Source organism: Lactobacillus kullabergensis, assembly GCF_003151025.1.
Classification (GTDB): Bacteria; Bacillota; Bacilli; order Lactobacillales; family Lactobacillaceae; genus Lactobacillus; species Lactobacillus kullabergensis.
The window spans coordinates 327,477-346,487 of record NZ_CP029477.1 but is presented as its reverse complement, the minus strand read 5'-3'; the positions used below and the strand labels follow the sequence as shown (position 1 = coordinate 346,487).

The 19,011-nt window shown below is 36.1% G+C and carries 16 protein-coding genes and 1 CRISPR repeat array (1 of these 17 cut by a window edge); of the genes, 2 read left to right on the top strand and 14 right to left on the bottom strand.

The genetic code is table 11. The features are described 5' to 3' along the window. Positions 1-14: 14 nt before the first annotated feature. The 12 genes from DKL58_RS01665 to DKL58_RS01610 all read right to left on the bottom strand — a co-directional run bounded on the left by DKL58_RS01665 (position 15) and on the right by DKL58_RS01610 (position 12,252). Positions 15-932 carry a magnesium transporter CorA family protein gene (locus DKL58_RS01665; RefSeq protein WP_109585870.1) on the bottom strand — a complete coding sequence of 306 codons (918 nt, stop codon included), beginning with the start codon at positions 930-932 and terminating at the stop codon, positions 15-17. Between the two features lie 136 nt (positions 933-1,068). Beyond that, the gene (locus DKL58_RS01660; RefSeq protein WP_109585869.1) at positions 1,069-2,370 is read right to left on the bottom strand and encodes an extracellular solute-binding protein; all 1,302 of its coding nucleotides are present in this window, start codon (positions 2,368-2,370) and stop codon (positions 1,069-1,071) included. Positions 2,371-2,637: 267 nt separating this feature from the next. Continuing rightward, the gene (locus DKL58_RS01655) at positions 2,638-3,948 is read right to left on the bottom strand and encodes an extracellular solute-binding protein (protein ID WP_109585868.1); all 1,311 of its coding nucleotides are present in this window, start codon (positions 3,946-3,948) and stop codon (positions 2,638-2,640) included. 49 nt (positions 3,949-3,997) lie between these two features. Further along, on the bottom strand, positions 3,998-5,293 hold the full coding sequence (locus DKL58_RS01650; protein ID WP_109585867.1) for an MBL fold metallo-hydrolase: 1,296 nt from the start codon (positions 5,291-5,293) through the stop codon (positions 3,998-4,000). Continuing rightward, positions 5,277-6,101 (bottom strand): carbohydrate ABC transporter permease, encoded by an 825-nt coding sequence (locus DKL58_RS01645; RefSeq protein WP_109585866.1) that lies wholly within the window; start codon positions 6,099-6,101, stop codon positions 5,277-5,279. The genes DKL58_RS01650 and DKL58_RS01645 overlap by 17 nt, the downstream gene beginning before the upstream one ends. After that, positions 6,102-6,968 (bottom strand): carbohydrate ABC transporter permease, encoded by an 867-nt coding sequence (locus DKL58_RS01640; RefSeq protein ID WP_109585865.1) that lies wholly within the window; start codon positions 6,966-6,968, stop codon positions 6,102-6,104. Next, the gene (locus DKL58_RS01635) at positions 6,968-8,053 is read right to left on the bottom strand and encodes an ABC transporter ATP-binding protein (RefSeq protein WP_109585864.1); all 1,086 of its coding nucleotides are present in this window, start codon (positions 8,051-8,053) and stop codon (positions 6,968-6,970) included. Before DKL58_RS01635 ends, DKL58_RS01640 begins: the two co-directional genes overlap by 1 nt. A gap of 327 nt (positions 8,054-8,380) precedes the next feature. Beyond that, on the bottom strand, positions 8,381-9,253 hold the full coding sequence (locus tag DKL58_RS01630) for a DNA/RNA non-specific endonuclease (RefSeq protein WP_109585863.1): 873 nt from the start codon (positions 9,251-9,253) through the stop codon (positions 8,381-8,383). Positions 9,254-9,355: 102 nt separating this feature from the next. After that, positions 9,356-10,309 (bottom strand): exonuclease domain-containing protein, encoded by a 954-nt coding sequence (locus DKL58_RS01625; protein WP_109585862.1) that lies wholly within the window; start codon positions 10,307-10,309, stop codon positions 9,356-9,358. 9 nt (positions 10,310-10,318) lie between these two features. Continuing rightward, a complete protein-coding gene (locus DKL58_RS01620) occupies positions 10,319-11,140 on the bottom strand; it encodes an SIR2 family NAD-dependent protein deacylase (RefSeq protein ID WP_109585861.1) in 822 nt (273 codons plus the stop codon). A 13-nt stretch (positions 11,141-11,153) separates the two neighbouring features. Further along, the gene (locus DKL58_RS01615; protein WP_187160932.1) at positions 11,154-11,789 is read right to left on the bottom strand and encodes a DUF421 domain-containing protein; all 636 of its coding nucleotides are present in this window, start codon (positions 11,787-11,789) and stop codon (positions 11,154-11,156) included. A gap of 13 nt (positions 11,790-11,802) precedes the next feature. Continuing rightward, positions 11,803-12,252 carry a DUF3290 domain-containing protein gene (locus DKL58_RS01610; protein WP_109585859.1) on the bottom strand — a complete coding sequence of 150 codons (450 nt, stop codon included), beginning with the start codon at positions 12,250-12,252 and terminating at the stop codon, positions 11,803-11,805. A 496-nt stretch (positions 12,253-12,748) separates the two neighbouring features. Between DKL58_RS01610 and DKL58_RS01600 the strand changes: the two genes are divergently transcribed. After that, positions 12,749-13,663, top strand: coding sequence for a proline-specific peptidase family protein (locus DKL58_RS01600; protein WP_109585858.1), 915 nt, complete (start codon positions 12,749-12,751; stop codon positions 13,661-13,663). Positions 13,664-14,097: 434 nt separating this feature from the next. Beyond that, positions 14,098-15,345, top strand: coding sequence for a glycosyltransferase family 2 protein (locus tag DKL58_RS01595; RefSeq protein ID WP_109585857.1), 1,248 nt, complete (start codon positions 14,098-14,100; stop codon positions 15,343-15,345). A gap of 136 nt (positions 15,346-15,481) precedes the next feature. Here DKL58_RS01595 and DKL58_RS01590 read toward each other — a convergent pair whose 3' ends face one another. Then, positions 15,482-16,639 carry an FAD-dependent thymidylate synthase gene (locus DKL58_RS01590; RefSeq protein WP_162542314.1) on the bottom strand — a complete coding sequence of 386 codons (1,158 nt, stop codon included), beginning with the start codon at positions 16,637-16,639 and terminating at the stop codon, positions 15,482-15,484. Between the two features lie 164 nt (positions 16,640-16,803). Continuing rightward, entirely contained in the window at positions 16,804-18,045 is a 1,242-nt protein-coding gene (locus DKL58_RS01585) for an MFS transporter (RefSeq protein WP_109585856.1), read from the bottom strand. A gap of 93 nt (positions 18,046-18,138) precedes the next feature. Beyond that, positions 18,139-19,011: a CRISPR direct-repeat array (repeat unit 36 nt; unit sequence GTTCTAATCATCATTGATCTAACAATCATCTAAAAC); it runs 1,077 nt beyond the window's last position.

Genomic DNA, 19,011 nt, shown 5'->3' with positions numbered 1-19,011 from the left:
TTGTTTGCCTCAGTTTAAAAGAAGTGATGTCGTTTCATTAGCACAATCAACCATACCATCAAAAAGATCGTTATTACAGTAATAGCAATCCAGTCAGACGAGCTATGGCCAACCGGAAGGCTGACGTTCATACCATAAAAGCCGGTTAAAATAGTGGGAATGGTTAAAACCAAAGACCAGACTGTAAGGAACTTCATCGTATCATTCAGGTTATTGTTCATCATGTTATTAGAAGTTGCAGATAAAGTTTGAGTTACCTGTTGCGAAATTTTCACCATTTCTGCAGATTGATTTGACTCAATTAAAACATCATCCAGTCGTTCACGTCCAGGCTTGGTGAAGTTCAACTGAGACATTTTTAAACTGTGCAGCATCATTAGGTTAGTCTGAATTGAGCTAGACAAATACACCAGACTTTTCTCAATGTTGGACAGCTCTACCAAGTCCTTGTTATTAATGTCACCAGAAAGTTTTTGATCTAAACTATTGCGTTCCGCATCAAGCTGAGTAACAGCTCGCTGGAAGTACTGCGATGAATATAGTAAAAACTTCATTAAAAGTTCAGTAACATCCTGTGCCATTGATAGCTCTCTTCTCGTAGCTGCATCATTAAATTCATCAAACACATAACTGGTTGACTGGGTATGAAAAGTAAAGATGTTTTCCCCTGATATTAAAAAAGTTACCGGGTGAGCCGTAAAATGCTTGATAGTTTTAGTTGGCCAAATAGGTACATCATAAACCAGCAAATTGATATGCGTATGCGTATCATAATCATAGTGGGGTCGTTCATGTCTGTCTGAAATATAGGTAATCATGTCAGGAGTAAAATGAAAATCTATTTGCAGCTTATTACTGTCTTCTTCACTCAAATTGCTGATATCATACCATTTATAATTAGTTTCTACTGGAAACTTTTGTTCTTTGATCACGTTTTCACCCCTGGCCACTGTATTTAGCTGGCGTAGCTACCAGCTTTTATATGCCAATATTATCTTACCATTGAAGAGAAAAACGACAAATAAAAAAACAGGTCAAGACCTGTTTTTTAAATTTTTTATCACTTTTCTATTGTTTCCAAGCTGCATCAAATTTATTTTTACCTGTTGTAATGGTTTTTTCAACATTACGGTTCTTTTGTGCAGCCGATAAGATTGATTGCATAATTGGGGTTAATTGACTAAATGTAGCACTAGAGTCCTTGATGACGGGAACACTGTAAAGTGAGTTGGCATTAAGAATGTCTTCTAATTTGGCCGGCAGTTTAAAGTCTTTATTCGACTTATATTCGTCAGATTTTGTGGCACTTTCATTAACCGGAATATAGCCGGTTTCTTTAGCCCACTTAATTTGACTATCTTTAGAAGAAAGATATTTCATAAATTTGAAAGCAGCAGCTTTCTGCATCGCACTGGCGTGGCTGAACATATAAATGTCGGTACCCTGTGACATTGTATATTTGCTTGGCCGAGCTGTAACTTCATAATTGAAGCCTTTCTTAGCTGCCTGTTTGATCCATGTTTCAGTTGATGAAGATGTAACAAACATTGCCAATTTTTTGTTAGTAAACGGAATGTACAAGTATTTATCAGAACCTGGCATTCTAAAGTAACCTGCTTTTTCCCCGTCGATAAAGTAATTGAGCAACTTTCTGGATTTAGCACCAGTAAAGTCAATTTTACTGGAGAAATTTTCACCCTGGTTCTTCATACCCAAAACGTAGTAGTTATCAAGATCATCAAAGCCTGCACCAACTACTTGATGGTTACTCTTTTGATAAATAGTCTGTGCAGCCTTCTTAACCTCAGCCATTGTTGCAGGAACTTTGGTAATGCCATATTCCTTAAACATCTTTGGGTTATAAATTAAAACTTCAATTGACTTGTTAAAAGGAATACCGTATTGGGTGCCCTTAATTTGCGCACCATTTAGCATGTCTTCCTTAATACCAGATGCTGAGGCACTGCCCCAACCTACATTTTTATCATTAATGTATGGTTTAAGGTCAACCAACATCTTATTCTTAGAGGCACTTTCAAGCCAACCTGGATAAGCCTGAGTGATTGTTGGTAAATTTTTAGGTGATTGCAGAGTCGAAGTTATTTTTGACTGCAAGTTATCGTAATCACCTTGTTGTTCAAGCTTGATTTTTATTTTAGGATTTTTATTTTCAAAATCCTGAGCTAAACTTTTCAGTGTTTTTTCCTGAGAACCCTGCATCCCATGCCAAAAAACAACTGTAGTTTTTTGAGTTACTTTTGGTATTTTAGAACTTGAGGATGATGAACTGCCACTTTTTGAACAAGCTGCAGTTCCAATTAATGCCAAGCCGGCTGCCGCAACAGCTGCCAACTTTTTACCGAAATTCATGATATCTTTTTTCCTCCAAAATTTTTTAAGTGCTCAATAGTGATAGTTTGAGCATTAATACTCATTTATTGTATAGCAAATAATGCAAGATTACAATAAATTTAGGCACAAAAATTCGGCTTTATTTGTATATTTTACTTTATTTATCATTATAGTTAGCTACATTCCGAACATTTTCCAGATGACCTTTATTTTGTTCCATTTTGGGCATAAAAAAGAACTTGCCTATTATTGACAAGCTCTTTAATAAAAATTGCTATTTAGTTTTTATTGCTTCCAAGCAGCATCAAATTTTGTTTTGCCCGATTTAATAGCGTCATCAACATTTTGCTTCTTTTGAGCAGCAGCTAAAATATTTTGCATAACTGGATTCAAATTGCCGTATGCAGCACCAGCATTTTTGATAATTGGCACACTGTATAAGTTTGCCATTGCATCTTCAAGTTTAGCTGGCAATTTAAGCTTTTTAGTATCCTTGTATTCAGCTGAATCAGCAGCACTCTGGTTAACAGGAATGTAACCAGTAGCATTTGCCCATTCAAGTTGACTTGCTTTTGAGGTCAAGAACTTAATGTAAGTAAATGCTGCAGACTTTTGGTCAGCTGAAGCATGCTTGAACATGTAAATATCAGTACCTTGTGACATAGTGTATTTACCTGGACGAGGTGCAACATCGTAAGTGAACTTGTTGCCTACACCTTGTTTAACAAAGCCTTCACCAGCAGAAGTACCAATGTACATTGCTACCTTTTGGTTAGCAAATGGTCCAGACAGATAGTGTTCTGAACCAGCTACTCTGAAGTAGCCATCTTTGATTCCATCTGCATAAAAATTAATAACCTTCTTTGAAGTATCGCCGGCAAAGTCAATTTTACTTGAGAAGTCAACGCCTTCGTTCTTCATGCCTAAAGTGTAGTAGTTTGATAATGAGTCAAAACCGGCTCCAACAACTTTATGATTACTCTTTTTGTAGATGATTTGTGAATCTTTCTTCAATTCATCCATTGTTGCAGGAGCTTTTTTAATACCATATTTCTTTAACAAGTCTGCGTTATAAGTCAAAACTTCAATTGATTTGTTAAAAGGAATACCGTATTGTTTGCCATTAATCTTAGCACCATCGAGAAGTGCACTCTTGATATTAGAAGCTTCACTGCTGCCCCAACCAACTTCTTTACTATTAATGTATGGCTTTAAATCAACCAGCATGTTTTTGCTAGCAGCATTAAAGAGCCAGTCAGGATATGCCTGAGTAATAGTTGGCAAGTTATTAGGCGATTGCAAAGTTGAATTAATTTTGGCTTGTAAGTCATTATAAGCACCTTGATTCTCCAACTTGACCTTGATTTTAGGATTTTTGCTTTCAAATTCCTGTGTCAATTTTTTCAAAGTCGATTGTTGCACACCTGTCATACCATGCCAAAAAACAATATTGGTTGTCTTTTTGACTTTGGCAATTTTTTCTGAACTTGAAGATGAGGAAGAATTAGAATTGCTTCCGCCATTTGAACAAGCTGCAGTACCAACAAGAGTTAAACCAACAGCAAACGCAGCGGCTAACTTTTTACTAAACTTCATTTGGTTAAACCTCCCAAATATAAAAACTAAACAACATTTTTTTGATTAATCAAAACGCAATTGTTTGGTTACGTTTTGGTAAAATCCTGTTACCATAAGGGTTTTCCACCAGCTCCGGATGCAATGTGTGCACAGGAATAAGTGTTGGTGGTTGAACCCAAGCAATAATTTGTTTTAGTTCTTGCTCGTCAGCGTGACCAGAACAACGCAACGTCTGAACTTCAATATTTTGCTCAGCGAGATTTTGCATAAAAGGCTTGTATGCTGGGTCAAAATCTCCTAATGGCTCTGCATTAGAGTGAATATACAAACCACCTTTTTGCAAGTGGTCGAAATCAGCAACTGCTTGCCAGAGGAATTCGTGATCATCATTTAGCAGATCATCGTAATGAACAGCTAGTTCCGGTTTCAGATCAACGAATTTCTGCTCCCCTGGCAAGTAATAATAAGGAAAGTCCTTATCTAAACTTTCCTTGAGCAGATGAGCTCTTGCGGCATGCAAAACAACTTTACGCGGTGAATCAGAAATAATGCGCAATAGCCGCTCAACGTTGGTGGGATATGTATTGAAAGTAATTTGCCGTTTGGCATTGTCATTTTGCAACTGTACAAATTTGGCAGTCAATTCATCCTCATTTTTAGGACCAGTAAATTCTTCGCTATTTTCTTCATGCTTTTCTTCTGGCCAAGAAAATCCGGTTGCTTCAGTAATTAAAACATCACAGTCTTTGGCTGCTGCTAAAAATTTTTTAACCCAATCAGGATGATACCCATGCAGTCGAATATCACCAGTATAGGCAATTGCCAAATCCGGTGTTCTAACTATCAGACCAGTAGCGCCATACGCATCATGATCACTGGGCCACACCGTCATCGTTATATCGCCCACTTCTATTGGTTTTTGATAGTCTGCTGCGATAATTGGGCGTGTATAACTTGCTTCATGATCTGCAGCCGGCAGCAGAAAGTCTCCTTTTTCATTTAAAGCAGGCAGCATCTTAGCTGTTATCGGCCCTGCATACAAAGGTATTTCTGGAGCCAAGAAATTCATGGCTTTGCTGTGATCAAGGTGCAGGTGAGACATGTAAGCTGCAGCATGCTCCCACCGGTCATGATCAAGTGGCTGGCCAGTTAATTCGGGATCATAAAAGTTCGGTACATCACCAATCAGTTCATTTTGCACTAAAGTCTGATATTTCTCGTCAGGCAAATTGAGCTCAGGTCGGTAAACTTCACCTAAATCAAATAAAATGTGCGATTTGTGACATGCCACCTCAATCATTGGTCCACCAATAGTATTCAAACCATTGTAAAACGTGATGGTAGTTCTATCCTTTAAGGTCATTGCGAACCACCCCCTTGATAATCTGTTTTCTAAAGATTAAGTACAAGATTAAAATTGGTAAAACAGTCAGGGTAGCAGCAGCTAGTTGCAATTGCGTTTCACTACCGGCATCAGACGCAAAGGCCGATAAACCATTATTCAGCAAGCGCATGGTATCTTCATTTGTAACCAGTAATGGCCAGAGAAATGAATTCCAGCCAGAGATGAAACTTAAAAGACCAACTGTAAACAAGCCACCTTTTGACATCGGTACTAGAATTTTCCAAATATAGTCCCAATCGCTGGCGCCATCAATCATAGCTGCTTTATAAATCGTATCTGAGATTGAACCAAAATAGCTTTGTAAATAATACATGTAGAAAATCGAAGTCAAGAATGGCAAAACCAGTCCTACATAAGTGTTAAGTAAACCCATATGAGCAATTGTGTTGTAGTTAGTAAAAATAATTGCTTCACCAGGTACCATTAATAATGACAAAAGCACCATTTGAATTAAGCCCTTGCCCTTAAAGCGCAAGTTAACCATGGCAAAAGCGCCGAGTAATGAGTTAAACAGACTGACAATCGTGGTGACGCTAGCTGTTAAAACCGTATTGAAGAAGTAGCGGCCAAAAGGCGCACGAGCGAATACTTTGGCGTAGTTAGACCACTCAAAATGGTGGGGAACTAGTGTCGGCGGAATAGAAGTTGTTTCCTGAAAGCTCATCAAACCGCCTAAAATCATGTAAATGAATGGGAAAACAGTAATGATGGCAAAGATAAATAAAATAATGTAACTGAATAAAACTCCTAGCCGAATTCGTTTCATTTAATTCTCTCCTATCTTCTTCATCATTTTCCGTTGCAAGAAGGTTGCAAACAGAATAATCAAGAACAAAATTACCGTTGCCGCCATCGCAACTCCCGGAGTGCCGACAATTTGGAACTTATTGTAAATGTAGAACACGGCAGTTGTTCCCGAATTACCCACTCCGGCTTGCCCGTTAAAGAGTGCGTATACAGAAGTATAGATTTTAAAGGCCCCAATCACATTCATTGTTAGCAGAAAAGCAATAGTAGGAACCAGCTCTGGCATAGTAATGCGCCAAAACTTATCGCGCCCGCTAGCACCGTACATATCAGCAATTGTATAAAAATTCGGATCAATATTACGCAGTGCCCCCATTAATATGACAATGTTAAAAGCCAGTGACGACCAAATACCAAAGACAATAATGGTAGTTAAAGACATTGCTGGGTCATCAATCCAGTCAGGAGCTGGCAGATGCAAACATCTAAGCAAAAAGTTCAGCATCCCGTAATCACCATTAAAGATATAACGGAAAACAATTCCTATGGCAATTGTTGAAGTAACATATGGCATGAAAAACGTTGTTTCAAAGAATGACTTATGCTTTACCTTGTCAAAAATTATCCACGCCAGCATAATTGAAATAATTAAGCCGATTGGTACTGAAATAATTGCATAGAGAACCGTATTCTTGATAGCCAGCCAAAATTCCGGATCATTGAAAATATACTGATAATTGCTTAAACCATTCCAGTGTAAGTCAATTAAGGACCCACCCTGAAAGCTCATGCCAAATGCACGCAAAATAGGATAAATACTAAACAGAGTGACAAAAATAATAGTTGGTGCTAAAAAAAGCCAAGCCTTCTTTTGATTTGTCTTCATTAGTAAACTCGCTCTCCTTCAGGTGTAAAAAGAAATACCCGATTAAATCGCATTTTAAGTTTAACTTGATCGCCTCTCTTAATTGGAGTTTCAAGGTTAATTAGTGAACGAACCTGCTCATTATCAAATGTAAATTTCAGAATACGTTCACGTCCAATTAATTCAATATCATCCACCGTGGTCTCAAAAAGACCATCAGGGTCAGGAACAATATTTTCGGGTCGAATAGACAAGATATACTCACCGTCTGGTAATTCCCGTTTAAAACGAGACTCCTCCAGATCAGCAAGATCTATCGTAAATTGACTTGACTTTAATTCATTTGCAGTTTTAGTTATTTTAAAATTATCAATTACTGGATTGCCGACGAAATTGGCTACAAAATAATTATTAGGTTCTAAATAAAAGTTTTGGCCTAAATCATCTTGTTGTATAACACCATCATTAAAGAGGATGATTTTATCACCAATAGACAATGCTTCTTCCTGGTCATGAGTGACAAAAAGCGTGGTAATGCCAACAGATTTGACTAATGAACGAATTTCCTCACGAATCTTTAAACGCAATCTGGCATCCAAATTGCTCAAAGGTTCATCCATGAGCAGAATCTGCGGTTCTTGCACCAAGGCACGAGCAATTGCCACCCTTTGTTGCTGACCACCAGATAAATTGCCCGGCTTTTGATCAGCCAGTTCAGTAATCTGCGTTAATTCCATATATTTGGTGGCAATCTTTTTGGCTTCTGCTTTAGGCTTTTTGTTAGCCCCTACAATCAGCGGAAACATTACGTTTTGCAAAACAGTCATATGAGGATATAATGCATAGTTTTGAAAAACATAGCCAATATGGCGATCCTTAGGTGCAACTTTTACCACCGACTTGCCATTAAATAAGATGTCTCCTTCTGTGGGATTCAATAGGCCAGCCAGTATATTTAAAATAGTTGTCTTTCCACAGCCAGATGGCCCTAATAAACACACTAAGTCTCCCTTTTTAACAGAAAAGCTGACGTTTTTTATAGCTTCATGACCATTGTCATAAACTTTTCGCAGGTTTTTCACTTCAACAAATTTATTGTTATCCATTAAATCGCACCACTATAATCTTTATTTTTCATTTTTACTCTCTTAATTTTATGATAAAAAAAGTCAGAACACAACCTAATTTGCTTAATTAAAATTCGTAATTATCTTATCATAATCAAGTTTTTAAGTTAATTATTCGTATTTATTGTGTAAATTGCTAATTATTATCCAGAAATTGCTTTTATTGTTCTCTTTTTAAAGTTTTGCCTTAAGAAAAAAGCGGCAGTAAATGTTACTACCACTCTTTTTAATCTCTGTATATATTAACTATTATTTTATCCGAACATTTGGTTATTCTTTAAAGCTGATTTTGTCAGCAACTACTGGTTAATAATTATCTTTCACAAAAATCTCATGATTCACTTTAGCTCGTCCGTTATTATAGTTAAAGGAATAACCAGGCTGAACGTTAAACAGATAAACATTAAAATCAAGTTCTCCGTCAGTTGAGACTGCCTGCAAGTTAATACCACGTGCCATTAATTCCTCTCCTCGAAAAATTGGCGTAGCTTGATAAATCACTTTTTTATTTTGCCTTAAAGCAACACGAATACGGCTTTCAAACATTGTTTGAATTCTTTGATTGGAAAAAGCAGACTGTGTGAACAAATTTTTAGGGTTATTTTGATCACCTGAATGATTGCGGGGATTGAAGTTGCCTTCAAAGTCAATACCGGCAGAAACTGAATACGCAATGAGGTGTCCACGATTATAAATTTGTGTGCCATTGCGCCGGTTATAATGCCAACCAGTCGGTTCAACGAATTGGCGAACCCTCAAACTATCGTTAGCAACATTGCGCTTTTGTAAAAAGGCTGTATTCGAATGAGATGTACGATTTAAACTATCCAAATCAGAATAAATAACCCGATTAACGCGCCAGGCATTTTTAATTAACGTGGAATGGTCATTATTAACAGTAATATAAGAAGAACTTCCACTTTTAAAGTTTAAATTAGCCAGTTTTTGGTAGTCTTCATGCGACAAGCCACCGTATACTTTAGCAGCAGGCTTGGCCTTATCAATTTGATTGCTTTTCTGGCGGTCACTGCGCGTGATCCTGTTCATTGTCTGGTGTCCGCTTGGGTCTGAGCCACCTTTAGTAGAAACAAACCACAACAAGAACAAGATAATAATGACTATTGCCCAAAAATCTCCATTAGTTGTTTTAGTTTTTCGTCTGCTCCTCCTGCGTGCCATTCACATTGCTCCTTTTTAATAATAATTAAGTATAGCTAATCGAACTGTTGTTTGCAACAGGAACAATAAAAAAGCAAGGTCAATGATCCCTTGCCTCTAATTTTAACTTCTGGCCCATTCATCCAGCATATTCAAAAAATAGCTTTCAGACAAGCGCTTAATCTTGCTGCCTGCATGATTAAATTCTCTTGCCTTTAATGTTTCCGGATTATTTTTACTGAAAAAACCATCATCACTCATAATTAAATAATCTGTATCAGCTTTGACACCGTTTTGAGCTATGCCATTCATATTATTAACCATTTGAGAGGCTTCAGTGCCGTTTATTTCCACCTCAGGAGCAAAAGCAATCTTTTTATTATTAACCGGATTACGAAATCCTAATTCCCAGACTTCCAGTTCTTCCTCCAGCAAATCAATGTTTTTCAGTTTGCCTTGTGCTTTTTGCAATAGTTCAGGCGTAAAATGCTGGCGAAAATCATCATAAACTTTTTTAGTATCAAGGGAATCTTCCAGACCATGATGCTGTTCTACTTGTGCAATGCCTGCGCGCTGAATGCAGTCAAGCAAGCGATTGTGCTGCTGCGGATAATATACTCGAGCTAAACGCAACACATCGACATAATCGTTACTAAGCTCCGGCAAATGAAATTTTCGTGCTAAATCATATAAAAAATTGAGATCGAAATTGATGTTATAGCCAATGATAATATCGTAACCAATAAACTTGCGAAAAGCCGTCATTGCCTCTTTTACTGGTTTTCCTTCTTTAAAAAGCAGTTCTTCAGTAATACCATTTAACTTAGTGATAAAACTCGGCACATGATTTGACCGTGGATAAACAACCAGTTGACTAAACTCATCTACCACTTTGTTAGCACGCACTTTAACTGCACCAAGTTCAGTTACATGATCACGATATGGGTTTAAGCCCGTAGTTTCAATATCGAGCATAGTGTAGTCGGAAATGAAGTCAGGCCATTCCTGACCCTTGCCCCGGATCTTATCTTGAACCCCAGAAACATGCAGTACGCCATTTTTTACGTAAATACTCATTGAAATCAGCTACTCCATCACCAAATTATTGATTAAACTTGCTGTATCTGCATTTGTACCGGCGCTGCGTTCCTGAATTTCCGGTAATAAATTTTCCTGCTTGAAGTCAGCAGCCACATAGGACCATTGCGGAAATTCTGCTACCAAATGTTCAATTGGTTCCCGTAATTGCGGGCTCGTTTCGTCAACTCCTAATTCCAAAAAAACAGTATTTTTATCTTCATTACCGGTTAAAAACCAGCGGAAACGAGTGTTAGCTTCAGTATCTGGATAAAAGTGCTCATTAAGTGGCATATGTATTTCCAATGGCTGACCACATACATCACATTTTGGTACCAATTCTTCTATGTTGGTATCAGGCTTTCCCCCAGCAATCTTTTGAACGACAGACTGACAATCCCTAAGCCCATGATTGATGCCGCTGGAACACTGCGCCTTAGTCCAGTCGCCAAACACATTAAAAATGCGTTTTTCATTAAAGCCGGCAGTTTCAAAAAAGTGACCAAATGCTGAGGTAGCAATAAAATACTGCTTGTTATCAATTAACTGCTTCAGTTTTTGCAATGTTTTACTAGGATGATAATCAAGTGAATACCTTTGAATAAGCTTTGACCATAACTGCCATTTTTCAGCCCATGAAAGCTTATGCTCATCAAGAGCATATCCTACTGAGTGAACATCATATTTTTGAACAATAGTGGGAAAATCACGCTCAAAATCTTCCTGACCCAAAAGGTCAAGTCCTTCGGTTTTGGCTAAGCCATTACCGGCTACCACTATCACAGTGTCAGCCTTTTGCACTAACTGTCGTGCCTTATTCAAATTTTCCATTTAATTACCTTTTCTATTTTTGATTGTAACCAGTAAATGAAACTTGGCCATCTTCAAATTCTCCTAAGAAAATGTCACTAGTATCATCATAACCAGCTTGTTTGACCTGCTCTTTTAGCCAATCTTCATCCTTATTAATAGATTCAAGCACATCTTGGTTGATTTGACCATCATTAATTAACGGAAAACGCACATTCTTTTCATCTTTTTTAATTACCGTTAATTGACCGTTCTTTTCAAAAATACAGTTTTTCACTTTATCAACAGAATAAATTCCTTGACTGCGCAATTTAAACATTAATTCATTAGCTGAAAGCCCAGCAGATAAACAATTTCGAGGCAAAACTTGACCATTTTTAATTATTTGAATTGGTTTGCCATCAATCAAACTGCGGATAAAATTGCTGTGCTCCCTGGCAAATTTCAAGATAAACACAACTAAAGTCCAGACAATCAAAACCAGCAGAAACTGTAATACGGAAATATTGGCATTATAAATAACGCCTCCTATAATACCACCCAAAACATAATTTTGCAGTTGATCCAGAGCCGTTGTGGGAGCAATATTGCTCTTGCCAAACACATTTATTTGAAAAATTAAAGTTAACACACCTAATACGAATTTAATAAAAAGCTGCGTATAATTCATTATTATTTTCCTCCTAATTCTTTACGTCGACCGTGTGGTTAATCACGTGAGCCTGCTTTAAAGAATATGAATTGTTATCATCATTTAGTTCCAGTTGATAGTCAATATCTTTGGAATCAATTCTGACAATTAGACCGTTTTGCAAAGTTGTAGAACTGACCATGACGTCCGAAACCGGAACCTTATGATCTTTAGCAACTGATTTAATAAAAGGCGCAATCTGCTCGGATTGGGATTTTACCACATTGGTTTGCACGTATTTTTCGTATTGAGTTCCCATAAATAAAAGCAAAAACAAAAGTGCAATAATACCCAGGTCTCGGTAGCGCGTATCGAATCTATGCCTGAGATAAAGAACTGTAAAAGCAATCATCGTTAAAGCCGCAACCGCAATCAGTACATAGAGAATGGTTTTACTTGTATTTTGATTTTGCTCAATATATTTAAGTGTGTAAAAAGTCATGACATAATTACCTCTATAAAAAACAATTTATTCTATTTTACTGTAGTCAATACTTTTTAAGAAATTTCATATTAACTACCTTAATTATTACCAAATATAGCTAAAACATTTAATTCCTCCCATAAGCTTACTTCAACTGTGTTTATAAGCTCACCTATTATCAGTATAACAAAAAAGTAGTTAGAACCCGTCTAACTACTGCTTATTAATATTCAATTTATTTCTAGTTTTGAGAAGCACCTGTTGCTGCATCAGACTCAGTTTCTGCTTCAGCATCTTCTTTTAAATACTCGCTAGCATCCATGTCTTTTAACCATTTGGGTTCAGCAATTTTTGTTCTCCTTAATCTTCATCTAACATACTAAACTAATTGTAACATGTAATCGCTTAATTTTAGGCATTACCTTAAATTAATTTTCATTTTTGGGATTGGTTTTTCTTTCTATTATAATGAGCTAAAATAGAAACTAGTTGATAACAATTAAAGGAGAAAAATATGAAAACAGGTACCAAAATTATTACGCTGGATAATGGCTATCATTTATGGACAAACACTCAGGGTCAAGGCAAAATTCATTTACTGGCTCTACATGGAGGCCCCGGAGGAAACCATGAATATTGGGAAGATACTGCCGATCAATTAAAAAAGCAGGGCTTGGATGTGCAAGTAACGATGTATGATCAGCTTGGTTCCCTTTATTCCGATCAACCCGATTATTCTGATCCGGAAATTGCTAAAAAGTATCTAACATATGAATACTTCCTGGATGAAGTTGACGAGGTACGTGAAAAACTGGGTTTAGACAATTTTTATTTGATTGGTCAAAGCTGGGGCGGACTTCTGGTACAAGAATATGCCGTTAAATATGGTCAGCACCTGAAAGGAGCAATTATTTCCTCAATGGTGGACGATATTGATGATTATGTTAAAGCCGTGAACCGTCGTCGCCAAGAAGTTTTGCCCCAAACTGAAATTGACTTCATGCATGAATGCGAAGACAATAACGATTATGGCAATGACCGCTATCAAGAAGATGTCAACATTCTCAACATTAACTTTGTTGACCGCAAACAGCCGTCTAAGTTATATCATCTAAAGGATATTGGTGGTTCTGCTGTATACGAAGCCTTTCAGGGTGACAATGAATTTGTGATTACTGGCAAACTAAAAGACTGGCACTTTAGAGACCAACTTAAAAATATTAAAGTACCAACTTTGTTAACCTTTGGTGAAAATGAAACAATGCCAATCGCTACGGCTAAAATTATGCAAAAAGAAATTCCGAATTCCCGCTTAGTTACAACTCCTGATGGTGGCCATCATCATATGGTCGATAACCCTGATGTTTACTACAAGCATTTAGCAGACTTTATCCGTCAAGTTGAAGCAGGGGCTTTTAAAGGAGAATAACAAGTCCAATTGTTTTTATGCAAGTAAAAGCATCTGAAAAACAAGCAGGTAACTGCTTGTTTTTTTGTTCACTTAAAAAAGCTTACCTGCTAATTACTTTTTGCAAACATAATGACATTTTCACTATATTTTGAGACTGTATAAAATAACAGTTTACAATAATATGCCTTTTTTAAAAAATAACAATAAAATATTTTTCTTCACTCATGAATTGGCAACAATAAAAAACTATATGAAAAATAATATAGTATACTTTTTACATATTTAATTTTTAGTTTTAAGTGATTAAAGCAATGCCTATAAGGGTATATATTTTTTATTAAAGTTTAAACTTATAAATTTTAAAAGAATATATTTTTCGTCTAGACCAATTCATGTTATTATAAAGTTGATGTATATTTAGAATATGGAATAAATAACTTGGAGATAATAAAATGAAATTATTAATAGCCATCATTTTATTTTTGGGTGGCTGTTCGTTCATTTTTGATTTAATTTGGACTCTTTATCTGACATTTAGCAATAATGTTAAGCAAGATCATTATGGTGACCGCTGTCGAGACTTCGATACTATGTTCTTGTTAATCCCAGCAATGAATGAATTTCAATCCTTACGAAAAAACATACCTTATTTAATGGAGTTGCAAAAACAATGTGATAGTTTTATCAAACTCAAGCTGGTCTTTATCGATGATGATTCTAGTGATGGAACAACCACTTTATTACAAAAATATGCTTATCATCCTAATGTCATAGTTGTACATCGCGTAAAGCCTAATGCTCAACAAGGTAAGGGGCCAGCATTACAAGAAGCAGCTGAACGCATTGCCAAAATGAACTATTCTGAAGATAAAACTATTATTGGCGTCATAGATGCTGATAGCCACTTTGATGCAAATTACTTACAGCAAGTCGTATATGCTTTTAACCATTCTAATTGTGATTTGCTTCAAACAAGAGTAAATATTTATAATCTGGAACATAATATCGCAGCAATGCAAAATTTTGAATTCACTATTTATAATTCTCTTTTACAAATGGCAAGAACTGATTGGGGTTCATCTTTAGCTTCAGGCAATGGTCAATTCATGACCTTAAAAATGACCAATAAAGTTGGCTGGTCATCATCATTATTGGAAGATTGCGAATTCTCCTTAAAAGGCTTATTAAAGGGTTACCGTGGTACATTCTTAAATACCGTTAGCATTGGACAAGAGGGAGTTACAAAATATAAAAAGCTGATCAAGCAACGTACTCGCTGGTGCCAAGGCGGTTTTCAATGTTTAGGCAAATATAGCAAAAAGATTGTTAAATCTAAATCTATTCCTTCAATAGTTAAAACTTTTGTACTGCTCTTCCTGCTTATTCCAGTATTTTCAATGGTCACAACACCAGCATCCGCAATTTCATTTATAGTTTTATTGCTTTATATGAAAACGAATGCCTGGATTAGCATTTCAATTATTGCAATTTTGCTAATAATAGAATATTTGACAAATACATTGTTAATTCTAAAGCAATGGCGCGAAGCTAAGCTTGATGAACCGCTAAAATTTTCATATTTGCTAAAAATATTGTTTTTGATTGATTTTTACAGATGGTCGTTAGCCATAGTTCCATATAAAGCTTTAGGACGAATTTTAGTTGGCAATCAGTCCTGGTCAAAAACTTCTCATACTTAACAAGGCAGAAAAAGGAATTAACTTCTATTTTTAAATATTTACATTCAAAAAGACTAATAAATTTGAGTATTGATAACCCAATCTATTAGTCTTTTGCTTTCTGCAAATTTTATGTAATTAGACACAGTTAATTGTCTTACTGTTCTCTATTTTCAATGACTCTTCTAAATTGCAGCCAGCTCTCACTAAGATTTGAAGTCAGTGAGCCAGTTATCTTGTCGGGTGGGCAATCAGGATGCTTTTCAAGTAAATCCGTCATCCTTTCTTTTAATGCGGGAACTTTTTTCCAGTCACCGCTTTTAGCTGACCATGCTATATGTTCAAACGGGCTCATATGTTTTTCAGCAAGCAACCTTTTACCCAAATTTGAGCCGTTTCTATTTTTCATTGTAGAGCGGTCATGATACGAAATTCTGGCACATTCTGAAGCCGATTGCAGAAGCACTGGCTCAAGGCTTTCCCACGATAACAGATCATTCTCTTCAACCTCGATAAAAGGAACATGCAATACTCTCTTTTTCAGCGTTCCATACTTGGGACTTGCTTCAAGAACCGCTTTTATCAAAATTGCTGTAGCTTCCATTTCCGGCTGGACGCCAGCAGCAATTCTCAAATCCAGAAAATTTTGCCAATAAGTTGATGTTACCAGAGTTTCATGCCACATCCATGGTTCAATCAATCTGTTGCAGTCTTGTTTATGAGCATCATTCCACGAAGCTGGAACTACATCATTTTTATATGCTTCATCATACTTGTCAGCAAATTTTTCCCAGTCACTAGCTTCAGCATCGTAAGGGACTGTTTCTTCATTCATTAGCTGTCGAAACATACCCAGAACGGCTTCATCTCGGGAGTGCAACCAATTTGCAGTAGATCTCTTCGCCCTTTCCGAATCGGCAAATGGCCCTGTCATGCCCTTGTGATTAATAGTCCAGAGTGGAATCACTGGTTGCTTCATTACTGGCTTGACGGTAGTCTTTATACTTCTGGCTCTAGAAGAGGCACTGTTTCTGCTGAAAACCCGATGAGTATTCCACTCAGGAAGAATAAATCTGGGAAACCTGACAATCATAGTTGTGACTCTGTCTGGTGTAATTAAGTTTTCATTCTCAGAAAACTCTCTGTTAATTGAATCTTTTACAATTACAGCAGAATAGCCTCTAAGAACTGGATCCTTATACCTTGCGCAGATGGTCTTGGCACCATTTTGGGACCAGGGCATTTGCTCTTCTTCCACAATCACTGAAGACCAATCTGGTTTAACTTCACGACTATTATTATGCACTGTAGTCATTTATATATCTCCTCATTAATTTATTAAGTCACAGACTATAATCATTATTAATCTATCTGCGACTTTAAACAAATGACCTGCATATATAAACAAAAAATAATTTATAGTTTCCCAACCTGCCTATAAATTCTTGCTTTTTACTATTTTTGCCCAAATTTTTGATGCTAAGACTCGTTATCATGCTTTGTTTTAGGTGCCAGTAAAAAAATACTAATTGCTGTAACTAGCAAAAGTTCAATAGCTGAAACTCCAATGCCAGATCTTGAACCTATTTTTTTAGCAACAAGACCGCCTAAAAGATAGCCCAAAGAGTTTACTCCAATTAGCACTGTTTTATAGATACTCGTAACCCGCCCAAGATATTTTTGTCCAACTTGCTGTTGCCTATTCGTGATGATACTAATATTAATAATTGATTCAATTATAGAAACAAACGCAATGGCCAGAACCATTGTTGGTACATTTTGGTACAGCGCAAAAAGGGCACGAAAAAGAGCACCTGCAAAAATTAGTAGAATAAGCAATAGATTAAACTTAATGTGCCTATTCAACCAATTGACCACCAAAGTACCAATTAAGGCACTGACAGCTGCAATCGCTGAAATTATTCCAATGTTTTGAGAGGAAAGTTTTAATTGCGTACGTAATATTATGAGGCTGTCATTATCAAAATTAGCTGACACAATATTAACTAGTGCAGCTAATATTAACGGATACAAAACAGAACGAAGATTAAGGGTATATTCCAGACCTTCCTTTATATCTGTTTTTACCGTTTTAAGTCCAGATTTAAGAGCTGTAAAGCCGGTAAAAGCAGTAGATTTAGTTTTCAGGCTGATACTTTTTTCCAGTAAAAGGCTAATTAGGTAGAAAATTGCACAAATAACAATTAAAAGACTATGCGAAATATATTGATATAATATTCCGCCTACAATAGGCAATGCAAAATTAGCTGCATATTGTATGCCATAAACCAGACTGTTTAATTCTGAAAAATCCTTCTTTTCTACTAAAAAAGAAACAAAAGTAATTTCTGACACCGTATTAATTGTGTTTGTCACGCTGACGACAAGTGATACCGCATAAATAATTAAAATCATGCAATTCACCGTTAGCTGGAATGCAAATGATACCGAAAGAACCAAGTAGCTGATTAATCTAATCAAATCACCAAAAATGAGAATCTTTTTAACATCTAATTTATCCGTTAAAGCACCTGCCGGAAGACCTAAAACCAAAATTGGCAATGTTTCAATTATGGAAATTATTGATAAGTGAATACCATTTTTAGTAATATCAAGAACCATCAACGGCAATGCAAATGACATTAAAGAGCTGCCCAAGTTATCGGTGATCACTGACAAAAGGTATAGTTTGTTGTTCTTACTTTTTAGTATGTTTTTCATATGAACAAATTGCAGCCCTAGAGTTGCCCCATTTCTTTAATTTGACTGATTTTTTTCATTTTAAATTGCGCTTTCTTTAGCCCAATTAATTATGCTTTAATTATCGTTGATCCAACAATCATCTAAAACGTCTTTCTGGCAAAGTCTGTTGCATATCCTGTTCTAATCATCATTGATCTAACAATCATCTAAAACTAGCCCATTTTTTAGCTTGCATTTTTGTTGGTTCTAATCATCATTGATCTAACAAACATCTAAAACGCGCTTGACTGTGGGTCAAGAGATTCATCAGTTCTAATCATCATTGATCTAACAATCATCTAAAACCAACACCCTTTACTAATACTATGTGTTCTTGTTCTAATCATCATTGATCTAACAATCATCTAAAACTACGCTTCATATCGTTCTCCTAACTTAATTGTTCTAATCATCATTGATCTAACAATCATCTAAAACATATACCCCACTGTAAAAAATCAAATAACGGTTCTAATCATCATTGATCTAACAATCATCTAAAACAACTTAACATTTTATTTTTAAACACTTTCTGTTCTAATCATCATTGATCTAACAATCATCTAAAACTATATTTGTCCCTTTTGTGTCCCTTTTACAGTTCTAATCATCATTGATCTAACAATCATCTAAAACAACTCTTATCTTTTAACAAGTCTATTATATGTTCTAATCATCATTGATCTAACAATCATCTAAAACGCCGTTACAGCTGGCTCTGCCAGCTTCCATGTTCTAATCATCATTGATCTAACAATCATCTAAAACATATACCCCACTGTAAAAAATCAAATAACGGTTCTAATCATCATTGATCTAACAATCATCTAAAACTACGGCTATATTAAAAATAAAAAGCTAATTGTTCTAATCATCATTGATCTAACAATCATCTAAAACAGCTGATCTAACAGCCGACTGACAACCTTGGTTCTAATCATCATT

What these genes read in the sequence shown, in the direction of transcription:
- DKL58_RS01635 (WP_109585864.1), bottom strand. Translation starts at nt 8,053, where the DNA reads ATGGATAACAATAAATTTGTTGAAGTGAAAAACCTGCGAAAAGTTTAT.
- DKL58_RS01610 (WP_109585859.1), bottom strand. Translation starts at nt 12,252, where the DNA reads ATGACTTTTTACACACTTAAATATATTGAGCAAAATCAAAATACAAGT.
- DKL58_RS01645 (WP_109585866.1), bottom strand. Translation starts at nt 6,101, where the DNA reads ATGAAACGAATTCGGCTAGGAGTTTTATTCAGTTACATTATTTTATTT.
- DKL58_RS01625 (WP_109585862.1), bottom strand. Translation starts at nt 10,309, where the DNA reads ATGAGTATTTACGTAAAAAATGGCGTACTGCATGTTTCTGGGGTTCAA.
- DKL58_RS01650 (WP_109585867.1), bottom strand. Translation starts at nt 5,293, where the DNA reads ATGACCTTAAAGGATAGAACTACCATCACGTTTTACAATGGTTTGAAT.
- DKL58_RS01585 (WP_109585856.1), bottom strand. Translation starts at nt 18,045, where the DNA reads ATGAAAAACATACTAAAAAGTAAGAACAACAAACTATACCTTTTGTCA.
- DKL58_RS01630 (WP_109585863.1), bottom strand. Translation starts at nt 9,253, where the DNA reads ATGGCACGCAGGAGGAGCAGACGAAAAACTAAAACAACTAATGGAGAT.
- DKL58_RS01660 (WP_109585869.1), bottom strand. Translation starts at nt 2,370, where the DNA reads ATGAATTTCGGTAAAAAGTTGGCAGCTGTTGCGGCAGCCGGCTTGGCA.
- DKL58_RS01600 (WP_109585858.1), top strand. Translation starts at nt 12,749, where the DNA reads ATGAAAACAGGTACCAAAATTATTACGCTGGATAATGGCTATCATTTA.
- DKL58_RS01640 (WP_109585865.1), bottom strand. Translation starts at nt 6,968, where the DNA reads ATGAAGACAAATCAAAAGAAGGCTTGGCTTTTTTTAGCACCAACTATT.
- DKL58_RS01615 (WP_187160932.1), bottom strand. Translation starts at nt 11,789, where the DNA reads ATGAATTATACGCAGCTTTTTATTAAATTCGTATTAGGTGTGTTAACT.
- DKL58_RS01595 (WP_109585857.1), top strand. Translation starts at nt 14,098, where the DNA reads ATGAAATTATTAATAGCCATCATTTTATTTTTGGGTGGCTGTTCGTTC.
- DKL58_RS01590 (WP_162542314.1), bottom strand. Translation starts at nt 16,639, where the DNA reads ATGACTACAGTGCATAATAATAGTCGTGAAGTTAAACCAGATTGGTCT.
- DKL58_RS01655 (WP_109585868.1), bottom strand. Translation starts at nt 3,948, where the DNA reads ATGAAGTTTAGTAAAAAGTTAGCCGCTGCGTTTGCTGTTGGTTTAACT.
- DKL58_RS01620 (WP_109585861.1), bottom strand. Translation starts at nt 11,140, where the DNA reads ATGGAAAATTTGAATAAGGCACGACAGTTAGTGCAAAAGGCTGACACT.